Origin of the sequence: Halomarina ordinaria (assembly GCF_030553305.1) — an archaeon.
GTDB lineage: Archaea > Halobacteriota > Halobacteria > Halobacteriales > Haloarculaceae > Halomarina > Halomarina ordinaria.
In genome coordinates this window covers 1,231,660-1,249,768 of sequence record NZ_JARRAH010000001.1, presented here as the reverse complement: position 1 = coordinate 1,249,768, position 18,109 = coordinate 1,231,660, and the positions used below count along the sequence as shown (strand labels likewise).

The 18,109-nt window shown below is 67.7% G+C and carries 15 protein-coding genes and 1 pseudogene; 5 read left to right on the top strand and 11 right to left on the bottom strand.

The window, feature by feature from the left end; genetic code table 11:
• Positions 1-8: 8 nt before the first annotated feature.
• The 6 genes from rad50 to P1Y20_RS06705 form a co-directional block, all read right to left on the bottom strand.
• Positions 9-2,705 (bottom strand): DNA double-strand break repair ATPase Rad50, encoded by a 2,697-nt coding sequence (gene rad50, locus P1Y20_RS06730; RefSeq protein WP_304447893.1) that lies wholly within the window; start codon positions 2,703-2,705, stop codon positions 9-11.
• Complete coding sequence (gene mre11, locus P1Y20_RS06725) at positions 2,705-4,060, bottom strand: DNA double-strand break repair protein Mre11 (protein ID WP_304447892.1); 1,356 nt, start codon at positions 4,058-4,060, stop codon at positions 2,705-2,707. Before mre11 ends, rad50 begins: the two co-directional genes overlap by 1 nt.
• On the bottom strand, positions 4,057-4,434 hold the full coding sequence (locus P1Y20_RS06720; protein ID WP_304447891.1) for a DUF7966 family protein: 378 nt from the start codon (positions 4,432-4,434) through the stop codon (positions 4,057-4,059). The genes mre11 and P1Y20_RS06720 overlap by 4 nt, the downstream gene beginning before the upstream one ends.
• A gap of 50 nt (positions 4,435-4,484) precedes the next feature.
• The gene (locus P1Y20_RS06715) at positions 4,485-5,576 is read right to left on the bottom strand and encodes a GNAT family N-acetyltransferase (protein ID WP_304447890.1); all 1,092 of its coding nucleotides are present in this window, start codon (positions 5,574-5,576) and stop codon (positions 4,485-4,487) included.
• Positions 5,573-6,499 (bottom strand): polysaccharide deacetylase family protein, encoded by a 927-nt coding sequence (locus tag P1Y20_RS06710; RefSeq protein WP_304447889.1) that lies wholly within the window; start codon positions 6,497-6,499, stop codon positions 5,573-5,575. The genes P1Y20_RS06715 and P1Y20_RS06710 overlap by 4 nt, the downstream gene beginning before the upstream one ends.
• 155 nt (positions 6,500-6,654) lie before the next feature.
• Positions 6,655-6,918, bottom strand: a complete 264-nt coding sequence (locus tag P1Y20_RS06705; protein WP_304447888.1) for a MarR family transcriptional regulator — start codon at positions 6,916-6,918, stop codon at positions 6,655-6,657.
• A gap of 174 nt (positions 6,919-7,092) precedes the next feature.
• Between P1Y20_RS06705 and P1Y20_RS06700 the strand changes: the two are divergent.
• The 5 genes and pseudogenes from P1Y20_RS06700 to P1Y20_RS06680 all read left to right on the top strand — a co-directional run bounded on the left by P1Y20_RS06700 (position 7,093) and on the right by P1Y20_RS06680 (position 11,736).
• A pseudogene (locus P1Y20_RS06700) lies at positions 7,093-8,228 on the top strand (proteasome-activating nucleotidase).
• Between the two features lie 96 nt (positions 8,229-8,324).
• Positions 8,325-8,747, top strand: a complete 423-nt coding sequence (locus P1Y20_RS06695; protein WP_304447887.1) for a DUF7541 family protein — start codon at positions 8,325-8,327, stop codon at positions 8,745-8,747.
• 51 nt (positions 8,748-8,798) lie between these two features.
• On the top strand, positions 8,799-9,146 hold the full coding sequence (locus P1Y20_RS06690) for a DUF6684 family protein (protein ID WP_304447886.1): 348 nt from the start codon (positions 8,799-8,801) through the stop codon (positions 9,144-9,146).
• A gap of 144 nt (positions 9,147-9,290) precedes the next feature.
• On the top strand, positions 9,291-11,117 hold the full coding sequence (locus tag P1Y20_RS06685; protein ID WP_368662137.1) for a cbb3-type cytochrome c oxidase subunit I: 1,827 nt from the start codon (positions 9,291-9,293) through the stop codon (positions 11,115-11,117).
• A gap of 355 nt (positions 11,118-11,472) precedes the next feature.
• Positions 11,473-11,736 carry a DUF7520 family protein gene (locus P1Y20_RS06680; protein ID WP_304447885.1) on the top strand — a complete coding sequence of 88 codons (264 nt, stop codon included), beginning with the start codon at positions 11,473-11,475 and terminating at the stop codon, positions 11,734-11,736.
• Between the two features lie 41 nt (positions 11,737-11,777).
• Here P1Y20_RS06680 and acs read toward each other — a convergent pair whose 3' ends face one another.
• The 5 genes from acs to P1Y20_RS06655 form a co-directional block, all read right to left on the bottom strand.
• On the bottom strand, positions 11,778-13,763 hold the full coding sequence (gene acs / locus P1Y20_RS06675) for an acetate--CoA ligase (RefSeq protein ID WP_304447884.1): 1,986 nt from the start codon (positions 13,761-13,763) through the stop codon (positions 11,778-11,780).
• A 164-nt stretch (positions 13,764-13,927) separates the two neighbouring features.
• Positions 13,928-15,628 carry an acyl-CoA mutase large subunit family protein gene (locus tag P1Y20_RS06670; RefSeq protein ID WP_304447883.1) on the bottom strand — a complete coding sequence of 567 codons (1,701 nt, stop codon included), beginning with the start codon at positions 15,626-15,628 and terminating at the stop codon, positions 13,928-13,930.
• A gap of 188 nt (positions 15,629-15,816) precedes the next feature.
• The gene (locus P1Y20_RS06665; protein ID WP_304447882.1) at positions 15,817-15,984 is read right to left on the bottom strand and encodes a hypothetical protein; all 168 of its coding nucleotides are present in this window, start codon (positions 15,982-15,984) and stop codon (positions 15,817-15,819) included.
• A 29-nt stretch (positions 15,985-16,013) separates the two neighbouring features.
• A complete protein-coding gene (locus P1Y20_RS06660; RefSeq protein WP_304447881.1) occupies positions 16,014-17,678 on the bottom strand; it encodes a sodium:solute symporter family protein in 1,665 nt (554 codons plus the stop codon).
• Positions 17,671-17,970, bottom strand: a complete 300-nt coding sequence (locus P1Y20_RS06655) for a hypothetical protein (RefSeq protein ID WP_304447880.1) — start codon at positions 17,968-17,970, stop codon at positions 17,671-17,673. Before P1Y20_RS06655 ends, P1Y20_RS06660 begins: the two co-directional genes overlap by 8 nt.
• Positions 17,971-18,109 lie beyond the last annotated feature (139 nt).

The following is an 18,109-nucleotide window of genomic DNA, read 5'->3' as shown; positions in this document are numbered from 1 at the left end:
CCGTTCGCTCAGTCGCCCGAGGAGGCGTCGGCGGCCGACCGCACGGCCGACGCCAGCGCCGCCTCGTCGCGGGTGACCGTCGAGCGGTTCGTCGTGGGGTCCTTCTCGACGCGGACGAGGTCGTCGGCCGCACCGACGAGTTCCTCGTCGTGGCTCACGACGGCAATCTGCTCGACGCCGACGCGCCGCATCGACTCGACGAGTTCGACCAGCTTGGAGACGTGTCCCGCGTCGAGGAACACCGTCGGCTCGTCGAGGATGAGCGGCGGCAACGGCGCAGTCCCCTCGATACCCTCGGCGAGGAGCCGGTAGATGGCACAGCGCAACGAGAGGTTGAACAGCGCGCGCTCGCCGCCCGAGAGCTGTTCGGGGTCGAGCGGCTCGCCGTCCTTCTGGTAGACGGTGAGTTCGTACTCGCCGTCGAGTTCGATGCGGGCGTAGGAGTCGTTCTGGTAGACGAGGTCGAACGTCTCGTTGAGCAGCCCCTCGAGCTTCGTCACGTTCCGCTGGCGGAGGTCCGCGCGCAGGTCCGCGTACATCGCCTGGAGCGACTCGGTCTCCTCGTACAGCGAGTCGAGGCGGTCGACGGTCGCCGCGAGGTCGTCGCGCGTCGCGCGCAGGTCCTCGAGGTCCGAGAGTTCGCCTCTGGTGCGCTCGATGCGGCCGACGAGGTGGTCGCGTTCCTCGCGCAACTCGTCCATGGCCGGCTCGACCTGCTCCAGGTACGCCTCCGCGTCGCGCTTTCGCTCGCGTGCCGCCTCGACGCTCGACTCGTCGAACTCGGCCTCGAGTTCCGAGCGACGGTCGCGCTTCTCCGCGAGGCGGTCGCGGCGCTGGTCGTTCAGTTCCGCGAGGTGCTCGCGCTCCGCGCGCAGGTTCTCTATCGCCGCCTCCTCGTCGGCGACGTCCGAGAGGCGGTCGAGCGCCGCGTCGAGCCCCTCGCGCTCGGCCGTCAGGTCGTCGCGCTCCTCGGTCAGCGCCTCGCTCTCCTCGCGCTCGGCGGCGGCCTCCTCGCGCTTCGCCTCGGCCACCTCGCGCTTCTCGCTCGCCTGCTCGTCGAGGGTCGCCGCCTCCTCGCGCTTCGCCTCGGCACGCTCGCGTTTCTCCTCTACCTCCGTTTGGCGCTCCTCGACGCGCTCTTCGAGCAGCGACCGCTTCGTCCCGAGTTCGTCGAGGCGGTCCTCGGCGTCGGCGAGGTCGCCCAGTTCCTCGAGACGCGCCTCGAGCTCCGAGAGCGACTCGCGCTTCGCCGCCAGGCCCGCCTCGATGTCTTCGACCTGCGCCTCGAACTCGGAGAGCGACTCGACGTGCGGCGAGTCCTCGACGGGTTGACCACACTCCGGGCACTTCCCCTCTTCGAGCAGCCGCCTCCCTTCCGCGAGGCGCTCCTCGGTCGCGTCGCGCGTCGCCTCCAGGTCCGCGATGTCCCCCCGGAGGTCCTCGCGCTCCTCGCGCAGCGCGTCGCGTTCGGCGCTCGCCTCCCCCACGTCGACTGGAGCGTCCGCGAACCGCTCGCGGAGTGCCGTCGCCTCCTCCTCGAGTTCGGCCAGCGTCTCCCGGCGCGTCTCGAGTGCGGCCGCCGCGTCGTCGGCCTCGCTCTCGAGCGTGTCGGCGCGCTCGCGGTGCTCGCTCGCCTGCGACTCGTGTTCCGCCGCCCGGTCGGCGAGACGGTCCGCCTGGTTGCCGAACGCCTGGGCCTGCATGCGGCGCTCGCTCACCTCCTCCGCGAGTTCCTCGCGTCGCTCGTCGAGCGCCTCGCGTCGCGCCGCGATGGCATCCTCGTCCACCGCCTCGACGGCCGTCGGCTCGATGGCCTCCTCGGCGGCCGATTCGAGGTCGGCGATTCGTTCGCGTCGCTCGGCGATGGCCTCGCGGCGGGCGTCGCGTTCGCGCTCGGCCTCGGCGATGTCGGACTGCAGGTCGTCGACGTCCTCGCGGAGCGCCGCTAACTGCTGTCGCGTCTCCTCGTGGCGCTCGAGCACCCGCTCCGCCTCCTCGCGCGTCGACGCCGCCTTCTCGCGTTGCTCCTCGTACCGCTCCAGTTTCGCCCGACGTTCCTTCAGCCGCGATTCGAGGTCGTTCAGCCGGGCGTGGAGGTCCTCCTCCTCCCTCTCCGCGACGCGCGTCTCGACGTCCTCGAGGACGGCGCGTTTCTCGTTTCGCACGCGCTTGACGCCGAGGCGCGCCTCGCTGGCGCGCTCGCGGTACTCCTCCAGTCGGCCGAGTTGCAGGAGGTCGTCTATCATGTCCTGGCGCTCGCCCGGCGAGGCGTTGATGAGCTTGTTCACCTCGCCCTGGCGGACGTACGCGCAGTTGACGAACGCCTCGGCGTCCATCCGGAGGAGGTCGGTGACGTGTGCGCGGACGTCGCGGGCGCCCTCGACCGTCCCCTCGGGGGTCTCGAGGACGCAGGTGGCGGTCTGGGCGCGCTCGCCGCTCACGCGGACCCGGCGTTCGAGGTGGAAGCGCTCGCCCCCGTGGACGAACCAGAGTTCGACCGTCGCGTCGTCAGCGCCGATGGTGACCACCTCGTCGAGCGTCGTGTCGAGGGCCGTCGCGCCGTAGAGCGCGAAGAAACACGCCTCCAGGAGCGAGGACTTCCCGCTGCCGTTCAGCCCGTGGATGACCGTCACCCCCCGGTCGAGGCCGAGGTCGGCGTCGTCGTAACACTTGAAGTTCGACAGCCGGACGCGCTCGAAGCGCATCAGAAGTCACCCATCGAGGACTGCTGGTCGGTCGTGTCGTCGGTGCCGCCGTCGCCCGTCGCGACGGTCTCGGTGCCTCCCTCGCTCGTCGCGGGCGCGGCCTCGGCGTCCTCGCTCCCGTCGTCGGTCGCCTCGGCCCCGGCGTCCTCGGTGGGCGGGGTCTCGTCGACCGGTTCGGCGTCGTCGGTCGTCGACGGAGCGCCCGACCCCTCGCGCTCGTCCTCGGAGTCGTCCACCGCCGCGCGCTCGAAGCGGTCCGTCTCGCCGGCTTCGAGCGCCGCCTCGACGGCCGACCGGACCTCGTCCGCGACCTTCGAGTCCGGCGTCTTGCTCGCGCGGACCACCTCGTCGATGTCGCGGGCGGCCGCGCTGAGGCCGAGGTCACGGACCCGTTCCGCGACGGCCTCGTCCGGGTCGGCGAAGCTCACCGACACCTCGGTCACCTCCTCGAACTCCCGGCGGTCGTTCACCCGGGCGACGAGTGCCCCACGCTCGTCGATGTGGGCTTCCACCTCGGCGGGCGTGACCCGCTCGCCGTCGCCCTCGATGGTGACGATGACGACGGCGTCCTCGACGTCGTGCTGGCTCACGCGCTCGCGGACGCGCTCGACGCCCTCGCCGGGCGCGAGGTCGACGTCGACGAAGACGAACTCGCGGGTGTCGAGCCCCCGACGGGTGATGGAGAGTCCCGCGTCGTCGAACTCGACGATGTTGTACCCCCGGTCGTCGCGCTCCGCGGCGCTCGCGCGCTCGGTCGACCCGCAGTAGGTGACCCACGCGCCCTCGACCTGTGCGCGCTCGGCGGCGTGGTTGTCGCCGAGCAACAGCGCGTCGAAGTCGACGGTCGACGCGGCGAGCAGTTCGGCCGAGTCCCACTCGCCGAAGTCGAAGGGGGTGAACAACCCGTGGCTCACGAGGACGGCGTGGTCGGCGTCGTGGTCGGCGAACTCGTAGTCGAGGGCGTCGCGCTGGGAGCGGGGGACGAAGTCGAGGCCGTAGAACGCGGTCCGTCCGACCACCCGGGGGCGGCGGTCGAGGCGGGTCGCGAGGCCGAGCGAGGCGAAGAGGTCGAGCCACTGGGCGTCGCGTTTCCCCTCGTGGTTCCCGACGACGGCGAGGAAGGGGACGTCGGCGTCGTCGAGGCGTCGCAGCGCGGAGAGCGTCCCGAGGAGGTCCGTCAGGTCCGGCCGGCGGTCGTGAAAGAGGTCGCCGGCGTGGACCACGGCGTCGACACCGTCCGCGACGGCGTCGTCGACGACCCGCTCGAACGCGGCGAGGAAGTCCGCCCGGCGTTCGGGACGGTGGTACTGCTGGTAGCCGATGTGCGTGTCCCCGGTGTGTATCACGCGCGTCATCTGTTCACCCGTTTACTGTCCGGTCCTAAATCGGTTGCGCGAGCGGAGCGAAAGTGGTCACGCTCACGCTCACGCTCACGCCCACGCTCGCCGCGGGCGACGGCCCGATAGCGCTCGAACGCGGCGAGCGCCGCCCGTCCCACCTCGGCGTCCCGTCCCCGCTCGTCGTCTCGTCCCCGCGCGATTCCTCGCTCCGCGCCGTCGAGACGGTCGACCGCCCGGCGGAGGCGGGGGAGGCCGACGCGCTCGACGAACGTCGCGGCGCGCTCGAGGTCCCGTCGGGCCGCGTCGGCCCGCTCGACCACCGTCCGGTCCGCCTCGTGGGGCGCGGCCAGTCGGGCGAGCGCGCGCTTGACGGCCGTCGGGTCTGCCATACCGTCGGTGGGTCCGTCGTCGTATAAGAAGGTTCGTCCCGTCGGGGGGCTCAGGCCGTGTCCTTCTCGCAGATGGAGACCTGCCAGTCGCGGGGGTCCGTCAGCGAGCGGCCGTCGAGCGTCCACTCGTCCTCGAGCGGACGGGCGACGAGCGTCGCCGGTTCCGTGAGCTTCGAGAGCGGGAGGGCGGTGTCGGGGTGGAAGCCGAACCCGGAGAGCACTCGCGGGGGGACGACGCCGTCGCGGAGCGCGACCAGCGGAATCGCCGAGACGTCTTGCAGGAGCGAGCGCAGGAGGGCGGCGTAGACGGGTGCGTTGGCCGCCCGGTCGGTCAGGGGATGGACGTCGAGGACGTTCGCGACGCCCTTCGCCGCGCTCTCACCGACCACCGCCGCGCCGACCACCTCGCCGTCCCGGCGCGCGAGGTAGGTGGTGTAGTCGTACTCCGGGTTGTCGTAGCGCCAGCCGTAGAACGTCTCGTCGCGGTTGGCGTGGAACCGCTTGGGGACGTGCGACTCGTACAGCGGGCACAGGTGGTCCGCCGGCACCCCGTCGTAGTGCGAGACGGTCACGTCGCGACCGAGGCGACGCACGCGCCGTCCCCGGAGGCCGAAGTAGGCGTCCATCGCCGTCGCCCCCGCGGCGTCGAGGGCGCGCCCGACGAGGCTCTCCTCGCCGACCGGCGCGAGGGCGCCGGGGTGCTGGACGCGGTAGTGCGTCGTCACCGTCTCGACGACCCGCCAGCCGAGTTTGAGGTTCCCCGGGAGCGACTGCTCGTTGGGGAAGTCGAAGAAGAGGTCGAGGCCGTCGTCGGCGTAGCGCTCGATGGCGCGCTCGGTCATCCGGGTGAACAGGCCGCGTCGACGGTGGTCGGGGTGAACCATCGTGTCGCACGGTTCGAGCGTCGTGTAGGTGCGCTCGCCCGCCCGGAGTTCGAGGCCGAAGAACGAGCGCGCGCCGACGACCTCGCCGTCGCGCTGGGCGACGTATATCGGGACGTGGTCGGCGTACGGGTTGTCCTCGTACTTCCAGGCGAACCACTCGCGGCTCTTGCGCGCGCCGAAGACCGTCTCGTAGAGGTCGAGGTACCCCTCACGGTCGCCGTCGTACGGGCGGACGGTGTAGTCGTCCCCGTGGCTCATGCGAGCGTCCGGTCCGCGACCTCGCCCATCGTCTCGACGGTGATGTCGCCGCGCTCGCGCATGACCTCGATGGTGGCGAGCACCGCCCGGACGCGGCCGATCTCCTCCGGCCCCATCAGGTCGTTCGGGTGGAACCAGACGTGGAAGACGCCGTCCTCCTCGACGGCGCGCTCCAGGCCGAGTTTCGCCTGCTGGACGACCGGCTGGCGGGTGAACGGCCGGACGAGTCGTCGCGCGTGGCGCTCGAAGCCGAACAGGTGGAGCGAGGCGGGGACGTTCACGAGACCGTACTCGTCGACGGTCGGCGAGACGACCGGCGGGGCGGTCAGGCCGCCGGCGTAGGAGGCGAACTTCCCGACCGCGCGCAGGGGCGTACCGTCGTACCACCGCCCCGGTTCGCGCCCCCGGTAGCAGGTGAAACCGTTCTCGGCGAGGGCGTCGCGGTGGGCGATGCGGTTGCGCGGGTAGACGAACGACTCGAGGTCGATACCGTGGTCCTCGGCGACCTCGCGGCAGGCGCGCAGTTCGGCGCGCGCGACCGCGCCGGTCGTCTCGGGGTCGGTGAAGTCGAGGTGGGTGAAGGAGTGACAGCCGATCTCGTGGTCCGCGTCGGCGTCGCGGACCCGTTCGACGAGGTCGCTGCCGTACCAGCGGTCGCTCCCGCCGGGGAGCGACGCGGGGTCGACGGGGACGCCACCGTCAGAGGCGTAGGCGGCAGTGATGCGTTCTTCGGCCTCGTCGAGGAAGAGTCGGCCCACGACCGCCCACGTCGCGGGGAGGTCGAACTCGTCGAGCAACCCCACGAGTTCACCCCACCCGCTCCGTCCGGCGGCCATGCGCCGACGCTCGTGGGCGGGCGGGTCCTCGTGGTCGTGGAACCCCCACGCCAGTTCCGCGTCGATGGAGATGACAGCGCTGGCCATTAGTTCGGTTGGGGGTATCGAAGAGGATAGTTATGAAACTTGTATTTTCCTGTTGGTCTGTTGATGGCTATCGGTAGACAGTCTCTACCACCTCGCTCTCCGCTCGTCGAGACGATTCGCGTCGAGTGACCCCTCGGTGGACGACGAGAAACGGTCTAGGGCTCGTGGATGTCGAGCGTGTAGATGCGCTTTCGGGCGTCGGTGAACGACACGCGCGAGGCCACAGCCTCCACCTCCTCCAGTCGGGTCAGCGCGTAGCGCACCGTGCGCGTCGGCAGCAGCGTCTCCTCGGCGAGTTCCCGCTGGGTGAGCGGACCGTCGTACTCGAGGACCTTCGCCACCAGCTTCGCGCTCGGCGGCAGGTCGCGCACCGGCTCCCATCCGCTCCCCGCGGCCTCCGCGTCGCACGTCGTGCTCATACCTCCGTTTCTGGATGCTGACTAATAATATTTCGCAAAACAAAATTACCATGGCTAATTATCATGTGGGCGCCGGGTAATCTCAATCCGTCGCCGTCGGGGCGTCTTCGGGCGGATTGACGGGGGTTGTACCGACCCGAAGCCTCTTATGAGCGCACGTACTACACGGGTCCAATGACTGACACTGTTGACGACGTCGACCTCCCGTACGACGACGACGCGTCACAGCAAGAGAAAATCGGTGTCCTCCGCGAGCGTCTCGAGGTTCTCGAACGGCAGAACGAGGAGATGCGCGACAAGCTCCTCGACGCCAACGCCGAGAACAACAAGTACCAGCAGAAACTGGAGCGGTTGACCCACGAGAACAAGAAGCTCAAGCAGTCGCCGCTGTTCGTCGCCACCGTCCAGGAACTCACCGATACCGGCGTCATCATCAAGCAGCACGGAAACAACCAGGAGGCCCTTACCGAGGTCACCGACGAGATGCGCGCGCAGATCGAACCCGACAGCCGCGTGGCGGTGAACAACTCGCTGTCCATCGTCAAGACCCTCGAGAACGAGACGGACGTGCGGGCGCGCGTCATGCAGGTCGAGCGCAAGCCAGAGGTCTCCTACGCCGACATCGGCGGTATCGACGAGCAGATAGAGGAGGTCAGGGAGACCGTCGAGATGCCGCTGACCAGCCCGGAGATGTTCTCCGACGTGGGCATCGAACCGCCGGCGGGCGTCCTCCTGTACGGCCCGCCGGGCACGGGCAAGACGATGCTCGCGAAGGCCGTCGCCAACCAGACGGACGCGACGTTCATCAAGATGGCCGGCTCCGCATCTTCATCGACGAGATCGACGCCATCGCCTCGAAACGGACGGACTCGAAGACGTCGGGCGACGCCGAGGTCCAGCGCACCATGATGCAACTGCTCGCCGAGATGGACGGCTTCGACGACCGGGGGCAGATATCCATCATCGCGGCGACGAACCGCTTCGACATGCTCGACCGCGCCATCCTCCGCCCCGGCCGCTTCGACCGCCTCATCGAGGTGCCCAAGCCGGCCGCCGAGGGCCGCGAAATCATCTTCCAGATCCACACCCGGAGCATGAACATCGCCGACGACGTCGACTTCGCCACCCTCGCCGAGGCCACCGAGGGCGCCAGCGGCGCCGACGTGAAGGCGGTCTGTACGGAGGCGGGGATGTTCGCCATCCGCGACGACCGCACCGAGGTGAAGATGGAGGACTTCACCGCCGCCTGGGAGAAGATCCAGCAGGAGGACGGCGACGAGAACGACGAGGTCTCGCGGACGTTCGCCTGAGACCCGAGACGTTCGCTCTTCGCTCTCCCTCTCTCGGCTTTCGTCTTCGACCCGCGTTCCGACGCTCCTTTGTTCGCGTGTCCCGTCCGTTCCACCATGGACGACCAACCGGGACTGAGCGACCAGTACCGGATGTCGAGTCCGTGGCCACTGTTCGTGGCGCTCGGGTTCGTCATCTCCGAACTGGGCGTTCTGCTCAACATCATTCCGCTGTCCGTCGGCGGCCTCCTGCTCTTTTCGGGGAGCGTCGCCGGCATCATCCAGGAGTCGGGCTACGCCGAGCGACCGTGGGGGACGCTCGCGCTCATCGGCGGCCTGCTGGTCGCGCTCGGCCTCCTGCTGGTCGGCACCCAGCTCCTCCCGTTCGAGGGTGTCGGCGCGGCGCTCGACACGCTGACCGCCGAACTGCTCCAGAACGGGGTCATCCAGCGGGGCGTCTCCGTCGCCTTCGCGGGCCTCATCGCGCTGGTCGGGAGCCAGGCGGCGCAGTTCATGGAGCGGGACGTCGACGCGCTCTGACCCGGGCGGGGAATCAGTACACTATTTAGGACGCCCGACCGACGTTCGACCATGGCACCGGACGTCTTCGACCGGGAGACCCTGCTCGACCTCTCGGTGAACGTGATTCCGTTATTCATCATCGTGTTCTTCGTGGTCGTGTTCGCCGCGGTCAGCCCCTTCGGGTACAACGCGGTCGACACGACCATCCAGATGGCGCTGCTGGTCCTCCCGTTCGTCGCGCTGGCCATCCTCACCTACTACGCGGGGAAGGCCATCGCCGAGTCGGAGGCTGAACTGGAGGCTCGCGACTCCGGCGTCGTCGAACGCGTCGCCGACGAGGGCGAGAGTAACCCCGACACCACAGACACGAGCACGGACACCGACACCGCGACGACCGACTCGGAGCACGCCGAGTAACCCTTCGCCTCCGCGCTGGACCCTCCGATCGGGGGGTCCATGGGATACGACTCACCCTCGCCTAGACGCGCGTCGACGCCGCCGCCGTCCCCCGACTCGGAACGCGAACACAACCTTTCTAATCCCCCGGTACTCAGGAAATGTATGGACGTTTCAGCACAGCTTGCGCTGACAGTTCTCATGGGGGTGTTCCTCGCCGCGGTCGCGGTGACGCTCACTCGCGTGGAGGACTGGCGCTCGTACACGCCGCTGGCCGGTGGCGGCGGGTACGGCGAGGAGTCGGGGTACGTCTCGGAGGAGAAACCGGCGGGGCTCATCCGCTGGTTGACGACGGTCGACCACAAGGACATCGGGATGCTCTACGGCGCGTACGCCGTCATCGCGTTCGTCTGGGGGGGTCTCGCCGTCATCCTCATGCGAACCGAACTGCTGACGCCGGCGATGGACGTGCTGACGCCGATCGCGGAGGCCATCGGCGCGGGCCAGGGTGAGAACCTCTACAACGGGCTGCTCACCACCCACGGCATCACGATGCTGTTCCTCTTCGGGACACCCATCATCGCCGCCTTCGCGAACTACCTCATTCCGCTGCTCATCGGGGCCGACGACATGGCGTTCCCGCGCATCAACGCCATCGCGTTCTGGCTCCTGCCGCCGGGTGCCCTCCTCGTCTGGGCTGGGTTCCTCCTCCTGCCGCTCGGCGTCGACCCCTCCCAGACCTCCTGGACGATGTACACACCGCTGTCCATCGAACAGGAGGCCGGGACGGTCGCCGGGACGGGCGCCGACATGATGCTGCTGGGGTTGCACCTCACCGGCGTCTCGGCGACGATGGGCGCCATCAACTTCATCGCGACCATCTTCACCGAGGCCGGTGACGACGTCAACTGGGCGAACCTCGACATCTTCAGCTGGACGATGCTCACCCAGTCGGGACTCATCCTGTTCTCGTTCCCGCTGCTCGGCAGCGTGCTCATCATGCTGCTGCTCGACCGGAACTTCGGGACCACCTTCTTCACCGTCGACGGCGGTGGCTCCATCCTCTATCAACACCTGTTCTGGTTCTTCGGCCACCCCGAGGTGTACATCCTCGTGTTGCCCCCCATGGGCATCGTGAGCTACGTGCTGCCGAAGTTCTCGGGACGGAAGCTCTTCGGGTTCAAGTTCGTCGTCTACTCGACGCTCGCCATCGGTGTGCTCTCCTTCGGCGTGTGGGCCCACCACATGTTCTCGACGGGCATCGACCCGCGTATCCGCGCCTCGTTCATGGCCGTCTCGCTCGCCATCGCGATACCGAGCGCAGTGAAGGTGTTCAACTGGATTACGACGATGTGGAACGGGAAGATTCGCCTCACGGCGCCCATGCTGTTCTGCATCGGTTTCGTCCAGAACTTCATCCTCGGGGGCGTCACGGGCGTGTTCCTGGCGGCGGTCCCCGTCGACCTCGTGCTCCACGACACCTACTACGTCGTGGGTCACTTCCACTACATCGTGATGGGCGCCATCGCGTTCGCCGGCTTCGCCGGGCTCTACTACTGGTACCCGATGTTCACGGGTCGGATGTACCAGCGGACGCTCGCGAAGGTCCACTTCTGGACGTGGATGATCGGAACGAACATCACGTTCCTGGCGATGCTGCTGCTGGGCTACGAGGGGATGCCCCGCCGGTACGCCACCTACGTCTTCGACGGCGAACTCGTCGCCCTCGACATGGTCCAGGCGCTGCACGTCGCCGCCAGCCTCGGGGCGTTCCTGATGCTCTTCGGAGGTATCGTCTGGCTCTACAACTTCGTCCAGTCGTGGTACGAGGGCCCCGTCGCCGGCGAGGACCCCTGGGACCTCAAGGACCTCGGCATGCGCGGCCGCGAGTTCGTCTGGAACGACCGCCGCATCCGGACCGCCGTCACGGACGGCGGCGAGGAGGACGAGGAACTGGCGACCGACGGTGGCCAGGTCGACGAAGACGACTGAGACGCACGGCCGCGGATTCTCTCGATTTTGTCGCGCGGTTTCTCACGGCGTCGAGGCGCAGCCTTCGATCCCGCTCTGGAGCGCTTCGACTGCGCACGGACGGCGCTTCGCCTCGGATAGCAAAGGACGGACGACGAGCGCGAGGGCATCCGGCGGCCGGACGAATCGCGGCGTGTGGCGCGTTCGGCGCTCGATTCGAGGGTCAGAGGCTGTTGATGACGAGGATGATGCCGCTCGCGAACATGAACAGCGCGATGCCGACGAGAATGAGGAGGATGAGTTCCTTCTGTCCCATGTGGACGGTTCGGGCGCGCGGTTCAAAAGGGTAATCCCCTGCCGTTCCGTACGTCGATTCGTGAGCGACGACGTCACGCAGCTCGGCGGCCGCACGACGGTGGTCATCCTCTATCTCATCGTGGTCGCCTTCGCCGGCGGCCTCGGGTACATCCTGCCTATCGTCCGTCCCGGCGACTGGGACCCGCGACTGTTCGGCTTCCTCCAGTTACCCGGGACCTCCCTCGGCGTCGCCCTCTACGGGGCCATCACGCTGGCGGTGGTCCTCGGCGTGGTGCTGTTCGCCATCGTGTACGTCTCCGACCGATACGCCGACGAGTACTGACCCCTGAAAAAATCGAGTCGTCGAGGCGTCGAGCGACGCGGTCAGTCGCCCTGGACGCGCTCGCGGATGGTCTCGGGGACGCTCGGGTCACGCAGGGTGGTCGTGTCCCCGAGTTCGTCGTCGTTCGAGATGTTCTCGAGCAGGCGACGCATGATCTTCCCCGACCGGGTCTTCGGCAGGTCGTCGACGAAGACGATGTTCGCCGGGCGGGCGAACTTGCCGATCTCGTCCTCGACGGCACCGACGATGCGTCCGCGGACCTCCTCGCTCTCCTCGACGCCTTCGCGGAGGATGACGTACACGTCGGGCACCTCGCCCTTCTCGGCGTGTTCCCGGGAGACGACGGCCGCCTCGGCGACGTCCTCAACCTCGGAGACGGCGGATTCGAGTTCCATCGTCCCGAGACGGTGCCCGGCGACGTTCATCACGTCGTCGAGGCGTCCGAGGATGCGGAAGTAGCCGTCGCGCTCGTGGACGGCGCCGTCACCGGCCTTGTAGTTCCAGTCGCGCCAGTCGTCGCTGTCGGTGTCCGAGAAGTCGACCCAGTACTCGTCGATGAAGCGCTCGTCGTCGCCGTACACCGTCTGGAGCATCCCGGGCCACGGGCGCTTGATCACGAGGTTGCCCGCCTGTCCGGTGGCGGGCTCTATCTCCTCGCCCTCGTCGTCGAGGAGCGCGGGGTCGATACCCGGGGCGGGCAGTCCCGCACTGCCCGGCTTCATGTCCTCCAGCGCGGGCAGGTTCGTGATGAGGTGGCCGCCCGTCTCGGTCTGCCACCAGGTGTCGACGATGACGGCCTCCTCGTCCCCGATGTGCTTGTAGTACCAGAGCCACGCCTCGGGCTGGATGGGTTCGCCGACCGTCGTCATGTGCCGGAAGTCGAAGTCGTAGCCCTCGATGTACTCGGGACCCCACTTCATGAACTGCCGGACGGCGGTCGGCGAGGTGTGGAAGACGTCGACGTCGTACTTCTCGGCGATCTCCCAGATGCGACTCTTGTGCGGGAAGTCGGGCGCACCCTCGTACATCACGCTGGTCGTCCCGAGCGCGAGCGGCCCGTAGACGATGTAGCTGTGGCCCGTAATCCAGCCGATGTCGGCGGCACACCAGTAGGTGTCCTCGGGCTTGAGGTCGAGGACGTACTTCGAGGTGCCGGTGACGTACGAGAGGTACCCCCCGGTCCGGTGCTGGCAGCCCTTCGGCTTGCCGGTCGTCCCGGACGTGTACATGAGGAACAGCGGGTCCTCGGCGTCGCGGGGGACGGGTTCGACCGTCTCGCGGTCGTGTTCCTCGAGCAGGTCGGAGACGAGCGTGTAGTCGTCGCTCACCTCGACGTCCTCGTGGACCTCGTCGTGCCGTGACCAGACGAGCACCTCGGGGTCGCCGTCGACCTCCTCCATCGCGGCGTCGGCCTTCTCGACGTGGTCGAGGAACTCGCCGCGGCGGTAGTAGCCGTCGATGGTGACGACGTACTCGGAGTCGGCGTTGTCCACCCGGTCGGCGAGCGCGCTCGCGGAGAAGCCCGCGAACACCTCGCTGTGGGGTGCGCCGATGCGCGCGCAGGCGAGCATCGTGATGGGCAGTGCCGGCACCATCGGCAGGTGCAGCGTCACCACGTCGTCCTCCTCGACGCCCGCCGCCCGGAGCGCCGCGGCCAGTTCGTTCACCTCCCGGTAGAGGTCCTGGTAGGCGATGCGGCGCACCTCGCCGTGTTCACCCTCCCAGAGCAGCGCCGTCTGGTCCTTGCGCTCCTCCAGGTGGCGGTCGATGCAGTTGTACGACGCGTTCAGTTTCCCCCCGGTGAACCAGCCGTAGAACGGCGGGTTCGACGCGTCGAGCACCTGGTCCCAGTGCTCGTCCCAGTCGAGGAGTTCCGCGTACTCCTCGAACCCCCCCGGGAACTCGTCGAACCGGTCGTAGACGGCCGGGTCGCTGACGTTTGCCTGTCCGACGAACTTCGACGACGGCCGGAAGTACTCCTGTTCTCGCAGCCGCGATTCGAGCTTACTTTCCTCCGGTTCGACCATGAACTACTGTCACCACGCTAGTCGTTTACTGCCGTGATAATAGGGTTAACGAACCACGCATAACAGTAGCACGGAGGGCGGTTCGGCGGGTCCGCACCGGACCGACATCGCGTCGGTCCGGGTCGTGTCGACTCGGCCGGAGGAACGGTGGTCCCCCCGGAGGCTCACGCGAGCGAGACGGTCTCGGTGTAGCTGCCGTGCTCGGCCTCGAAGACGTCCATTATCTCGCCCATCGTCGCGTAGGCTTTCACGGCGTCGATGACGTAGGGCATCGTGTTCTCGCCGGACTGGATGGCGTCGTCGAGGGCCGCGAGCGTCTCCTCGACGCGCTCGTCGTCACGCTCGTCCTTCACTTCCTCCAGGCGGGCGAGCTGGCGGTCGGCCACCTCGTCGCTGACGTGGAGGATGTCGGTGTCCGCCTCCCCGTCGGTGGTGTACTTGTTGACGCCGACGACCGTCTCCTCGCCGCTGTCGACGCGTTCCTGGTACTCGTAGGCGGCGTCCTGAATCTCGCGGTGGAAGTACCCCTCCTCGATGCCCCGGAGGATACCGTCGCGGATGGAGCCCTCGCCCATCTCCGCTATCTCGTCGATGTAGGTCATCACCTCCGCCTCCATCTCGTTGGTCAGTGCTTCGACGGCGTAGCTCCCACCCAGTGGGTCGACGATGTCGGCGAGCCCCGACTCCTCGGCGATGATCTGCTGGGTGCGAAGCGCGATGCGCACCGCCTCCTCGGAGGGGAGCGCGAGCGCCTCGTCGTAGCTGTTGGTGTGCAGCGACTGGGTGCCGCCCATGGCGGCGGCCGCCGCCTGCAGCGTGACGCGGATGATGTTGTTGAGCGGTTGCTGTGCGGTGAGCGACTGGCCGGCGGTCTGGGTGTGGAACTTCAGGCGCTTGGCCTCGTCCGTCGTCGCGTCGTAGCGCTCGGCCATCACGCGGGCGTAGATGCGCCGGGCGGCGCGGAACTTCGCCACCTCCTCCAGCACGGAGTTGTGGGAGTTGAAGAAGAACGAGAGGATGGGGCCGACCTCGTCGACGTCGAGGCCACGGTCGAGGGCCGCCTCGACGTAGGCGAAGCCGTCGGCGAGCGTGAAGGCGGCCTCCTGGGCGGCGGTCGAGCCGGCCTCGCGGATGTGGTAGCCCGAGACGGAGACGGGGTAGAACTTCGGGGTGTTCTCGACGGCGTACTCGACGGTGTCGGTGACGAGGTCGAGACTCGGTTCGGGGGGGATGACCCACTCCTTCTGGGCGATGAACTCCTTGAGCATGTCGTTCTGGAGGGTGCCGCGAATCCGCTCGCGGGGGACGCCCTGCTGGTCGGCCAGCGCGATGTACATCGCGTAGACGACGGGCGCGCTCGGATTGATGGTGAAGGAGGTCGAGACCTCGCCGACGTCGATACCGTCGAAGAGGATCTCCATGTCGCGCAGGGTGTCGACGGCGACGCCCTCTTTCCCTATCTCGCCGATGCTCATCGGGTCGTCCGAATCGAGGCCCATCAGACTCGGCATGTCGAAGGCCGTCGACAGTCCCGTCTGGCCCTCCTCGATGAGGTAGTGAAAGCGCTCGTTGGTCTCCTCTGCGGTGCCGAAGCCGGCGAACTGGCGCATCGTCCACGTCCGCCCGCGGTACATCGTCGGGTACGGCCCCCGCGTGTAGGGGGGTTCGCCGGGGAAGCCGACGTCGTCGTCGTAGTCGAGGTCCGCGACGTCCTCGGGCGTGTAGAGGCGGTCGACCTCGTGGTTCGACACCGTGGCGAAGCGCTCCTTGCGCTCGCCGTGAGCGTCGAGTGCCGGGTCGAGCGTCTCGTCCTCCCACCGCTCGCGCTCGGCACGTATCTCGCGCAGGTCGTCCTCGTCGAACATTGGTATGACGTCAGTGGCGAGATTCTAAAGTCTTGTTATCAGTTAACGGGCCGGTCGAGCCCGTGGGTTTCGACCGACCACCATCGTCGACCCGCCGTTCGTGCTACCCCATCGCGTACTCGCGCGACGTCGGACCGGCCGAACGCGCCCACGGTTCCGGCTTGGAGCGACGAGGGCGGACTCCGGCGCTACCCGTCGCCCTTCCGGTATTCGTAGAAACTGAACACGGCGAGCGCGAGCCAGCCGGTCGCGATCACGGCGGTCACCCGGTTCCCGTTGGTGACCGCGAGGGCGGCGGTCCCGACACCGATGAGTGCCCAGAGTGCGGTTCCGAGTGGCGTACCGAAGAACTGCATGGTCGGGTTCGGACTGGCAGCCAGTTAGCTTACCAGGGCTGGACCCCCCACCAGAGGATCGGCAGCATGAGCAGTGCGAGGACGATCAGCGGCGTCGCGCTGGTGAAGCGCTCGGTACCGTCGTCGGGGTAGCCGTGCATCTCGTTGATGAGCGACCGGGTGCCCGCCGGATCGACGCCGAGGGCGTCGATTCGCTCGGCGACGAGCGAGACGACGACGAACGTGATGATCGAGAGCGGGAACGCGATCATGATCGCGTCGATGCCGAGGCTCGCCGTCAGCCCCTCGGCTCCCGCACCGATTCCGTCGAACGCGTGTGGCGAGAGGACGACGACGGTCGCGAACCCGACGACGCTCGAGGCGATCGCCCCGTAGCGGTTCACCCGGGCGGACCAGACGCCGAGGACGATCGTCGGCGTGATCGCGGCGGCACTGATAGCGAACGCCCACAGGATGCTCACGACGAGGAACGCGGGCGGGTCGAGCGCGATCAGGGCGATGACGAGACCGGCCGCGACGACCGAGGCGTAGCCGAACTGCGTCTTGCGGTCGCTGGTCATGTCGAGTTCGAACGCCTCGATGACGTCGTTCGCGACGGCGGCGCTGATCGCGAGCATGTGGCCGCTCACCGTCGAGAGACCGCCCGCGATCGCGCCGGCGACGACGTAGCCGGTGATGGTGTTGCCGTTGAACGCGAAGTTGAGGTAGAAGATCATCTTGTCCAGGTCGGCGTCCGCGATCTCGTACCCCTCGTTTCCCAGCCAGAAGACGCCGGCGAACGCGACGGCGTAGATGGTCGCGAACATCAGGGCGGTGACGACGATGAACCAGAAGACGGTCTTGCGGCCGGCCTCGACGTTGCGGCTGGTGAAGATACGCTGGGCGAGGTGGGGCATCCCGACCGGCCCGAGCGCCATCGCGAGGAACATCGCGAAGTACCAGCGGGTGTCGTACACCATGTCGAAGAAGCCGGGGTTGGCCGCCTGCATCTCCGGCACGAGGTCCCCGTAGCCGAGCGGCGGGAAGAACCAGCCGCTCGACCCCAGCTGGTTGAGGACGAACATCATCGGGACGAAGGCCGCCGTGAACATGATCCAGAACTGCAGGGCCGAGTTGTACGAGACGCCCCACATCCCGGCGATGACGACGTAACCGGTGACCAGCGCGGCGATGACGAACAGCGAGAGCGTGTAGTCCCAGCCGAAGAGGATCTCCGCGATCTGTGCGAGCCCGATGAACTGCCCGAGCGCGTACATGAGCATCACGAACACGATGAGCAGCGCCATCACCACGGACGTCGCGTTTCCGTAGCGGTCCTTACAGAACGTCGCGGGGGTGTACGAACCCAGTCGGCGGAGCGTCTGGCCGTACAGGATGACGATCAGCGGAATCGAGAGCAGGAAGTTCGTCCACACCGCCAGAAACGGGATCTGGACGGTTATCATCAACGCGACGACCCCCATGAACGTCGCCAGGCTCTCCCACGTCGCGGAGATCGCCGACCCGTTGACGAACGAACCGATGGTCCGACCCGCCACCATGTAGTCGTCGGTCCCGTGGATCCGACCCTTCATGTAGTAGCTGATGCCGTAGTAGACGACGAACGTCACACCGATGATCAACAGCGGGAACAGCAGGTCCGTGAACGTCTCCTGAAACGGGTACTCACCGGCCTGCTGGAGCGGCTCAATCATCGCCCCCACCCGTCGCACCGACCTCGCCGCGCGTTCTGGCGTCGTTCGCGGCCGCCTTCAGTTGCTCTTTCTCCGCCATTATCGAGGTGGTGACGTACTGGTAGTACACCCAGTACAGGACGAACATCACCGCCGGCCCGCCGGCCACCATCCAGAAGTAGTGAAACGGGAACCCCAGCACGGTGACGTCGGGGGTCCCGAACATCGTGAACCAGATTCCCGAGTGAATCACAGCGACGAGTGCCAGTGCCGCGCCCACCGATGCGAGCGCTTCTTTGGTATGTGTCTGCATACACTACCCCCCGTGTCAATACAACTATTAAGTTCTTATGTTGATACGGAGCGATATCCGTTCGTACAACCGGTATCCGCCGTGAGTTCTAGCGTTCGTCGATCATCCTCCGCGTTCGTCCGGGTCGTCGGGTCGATTC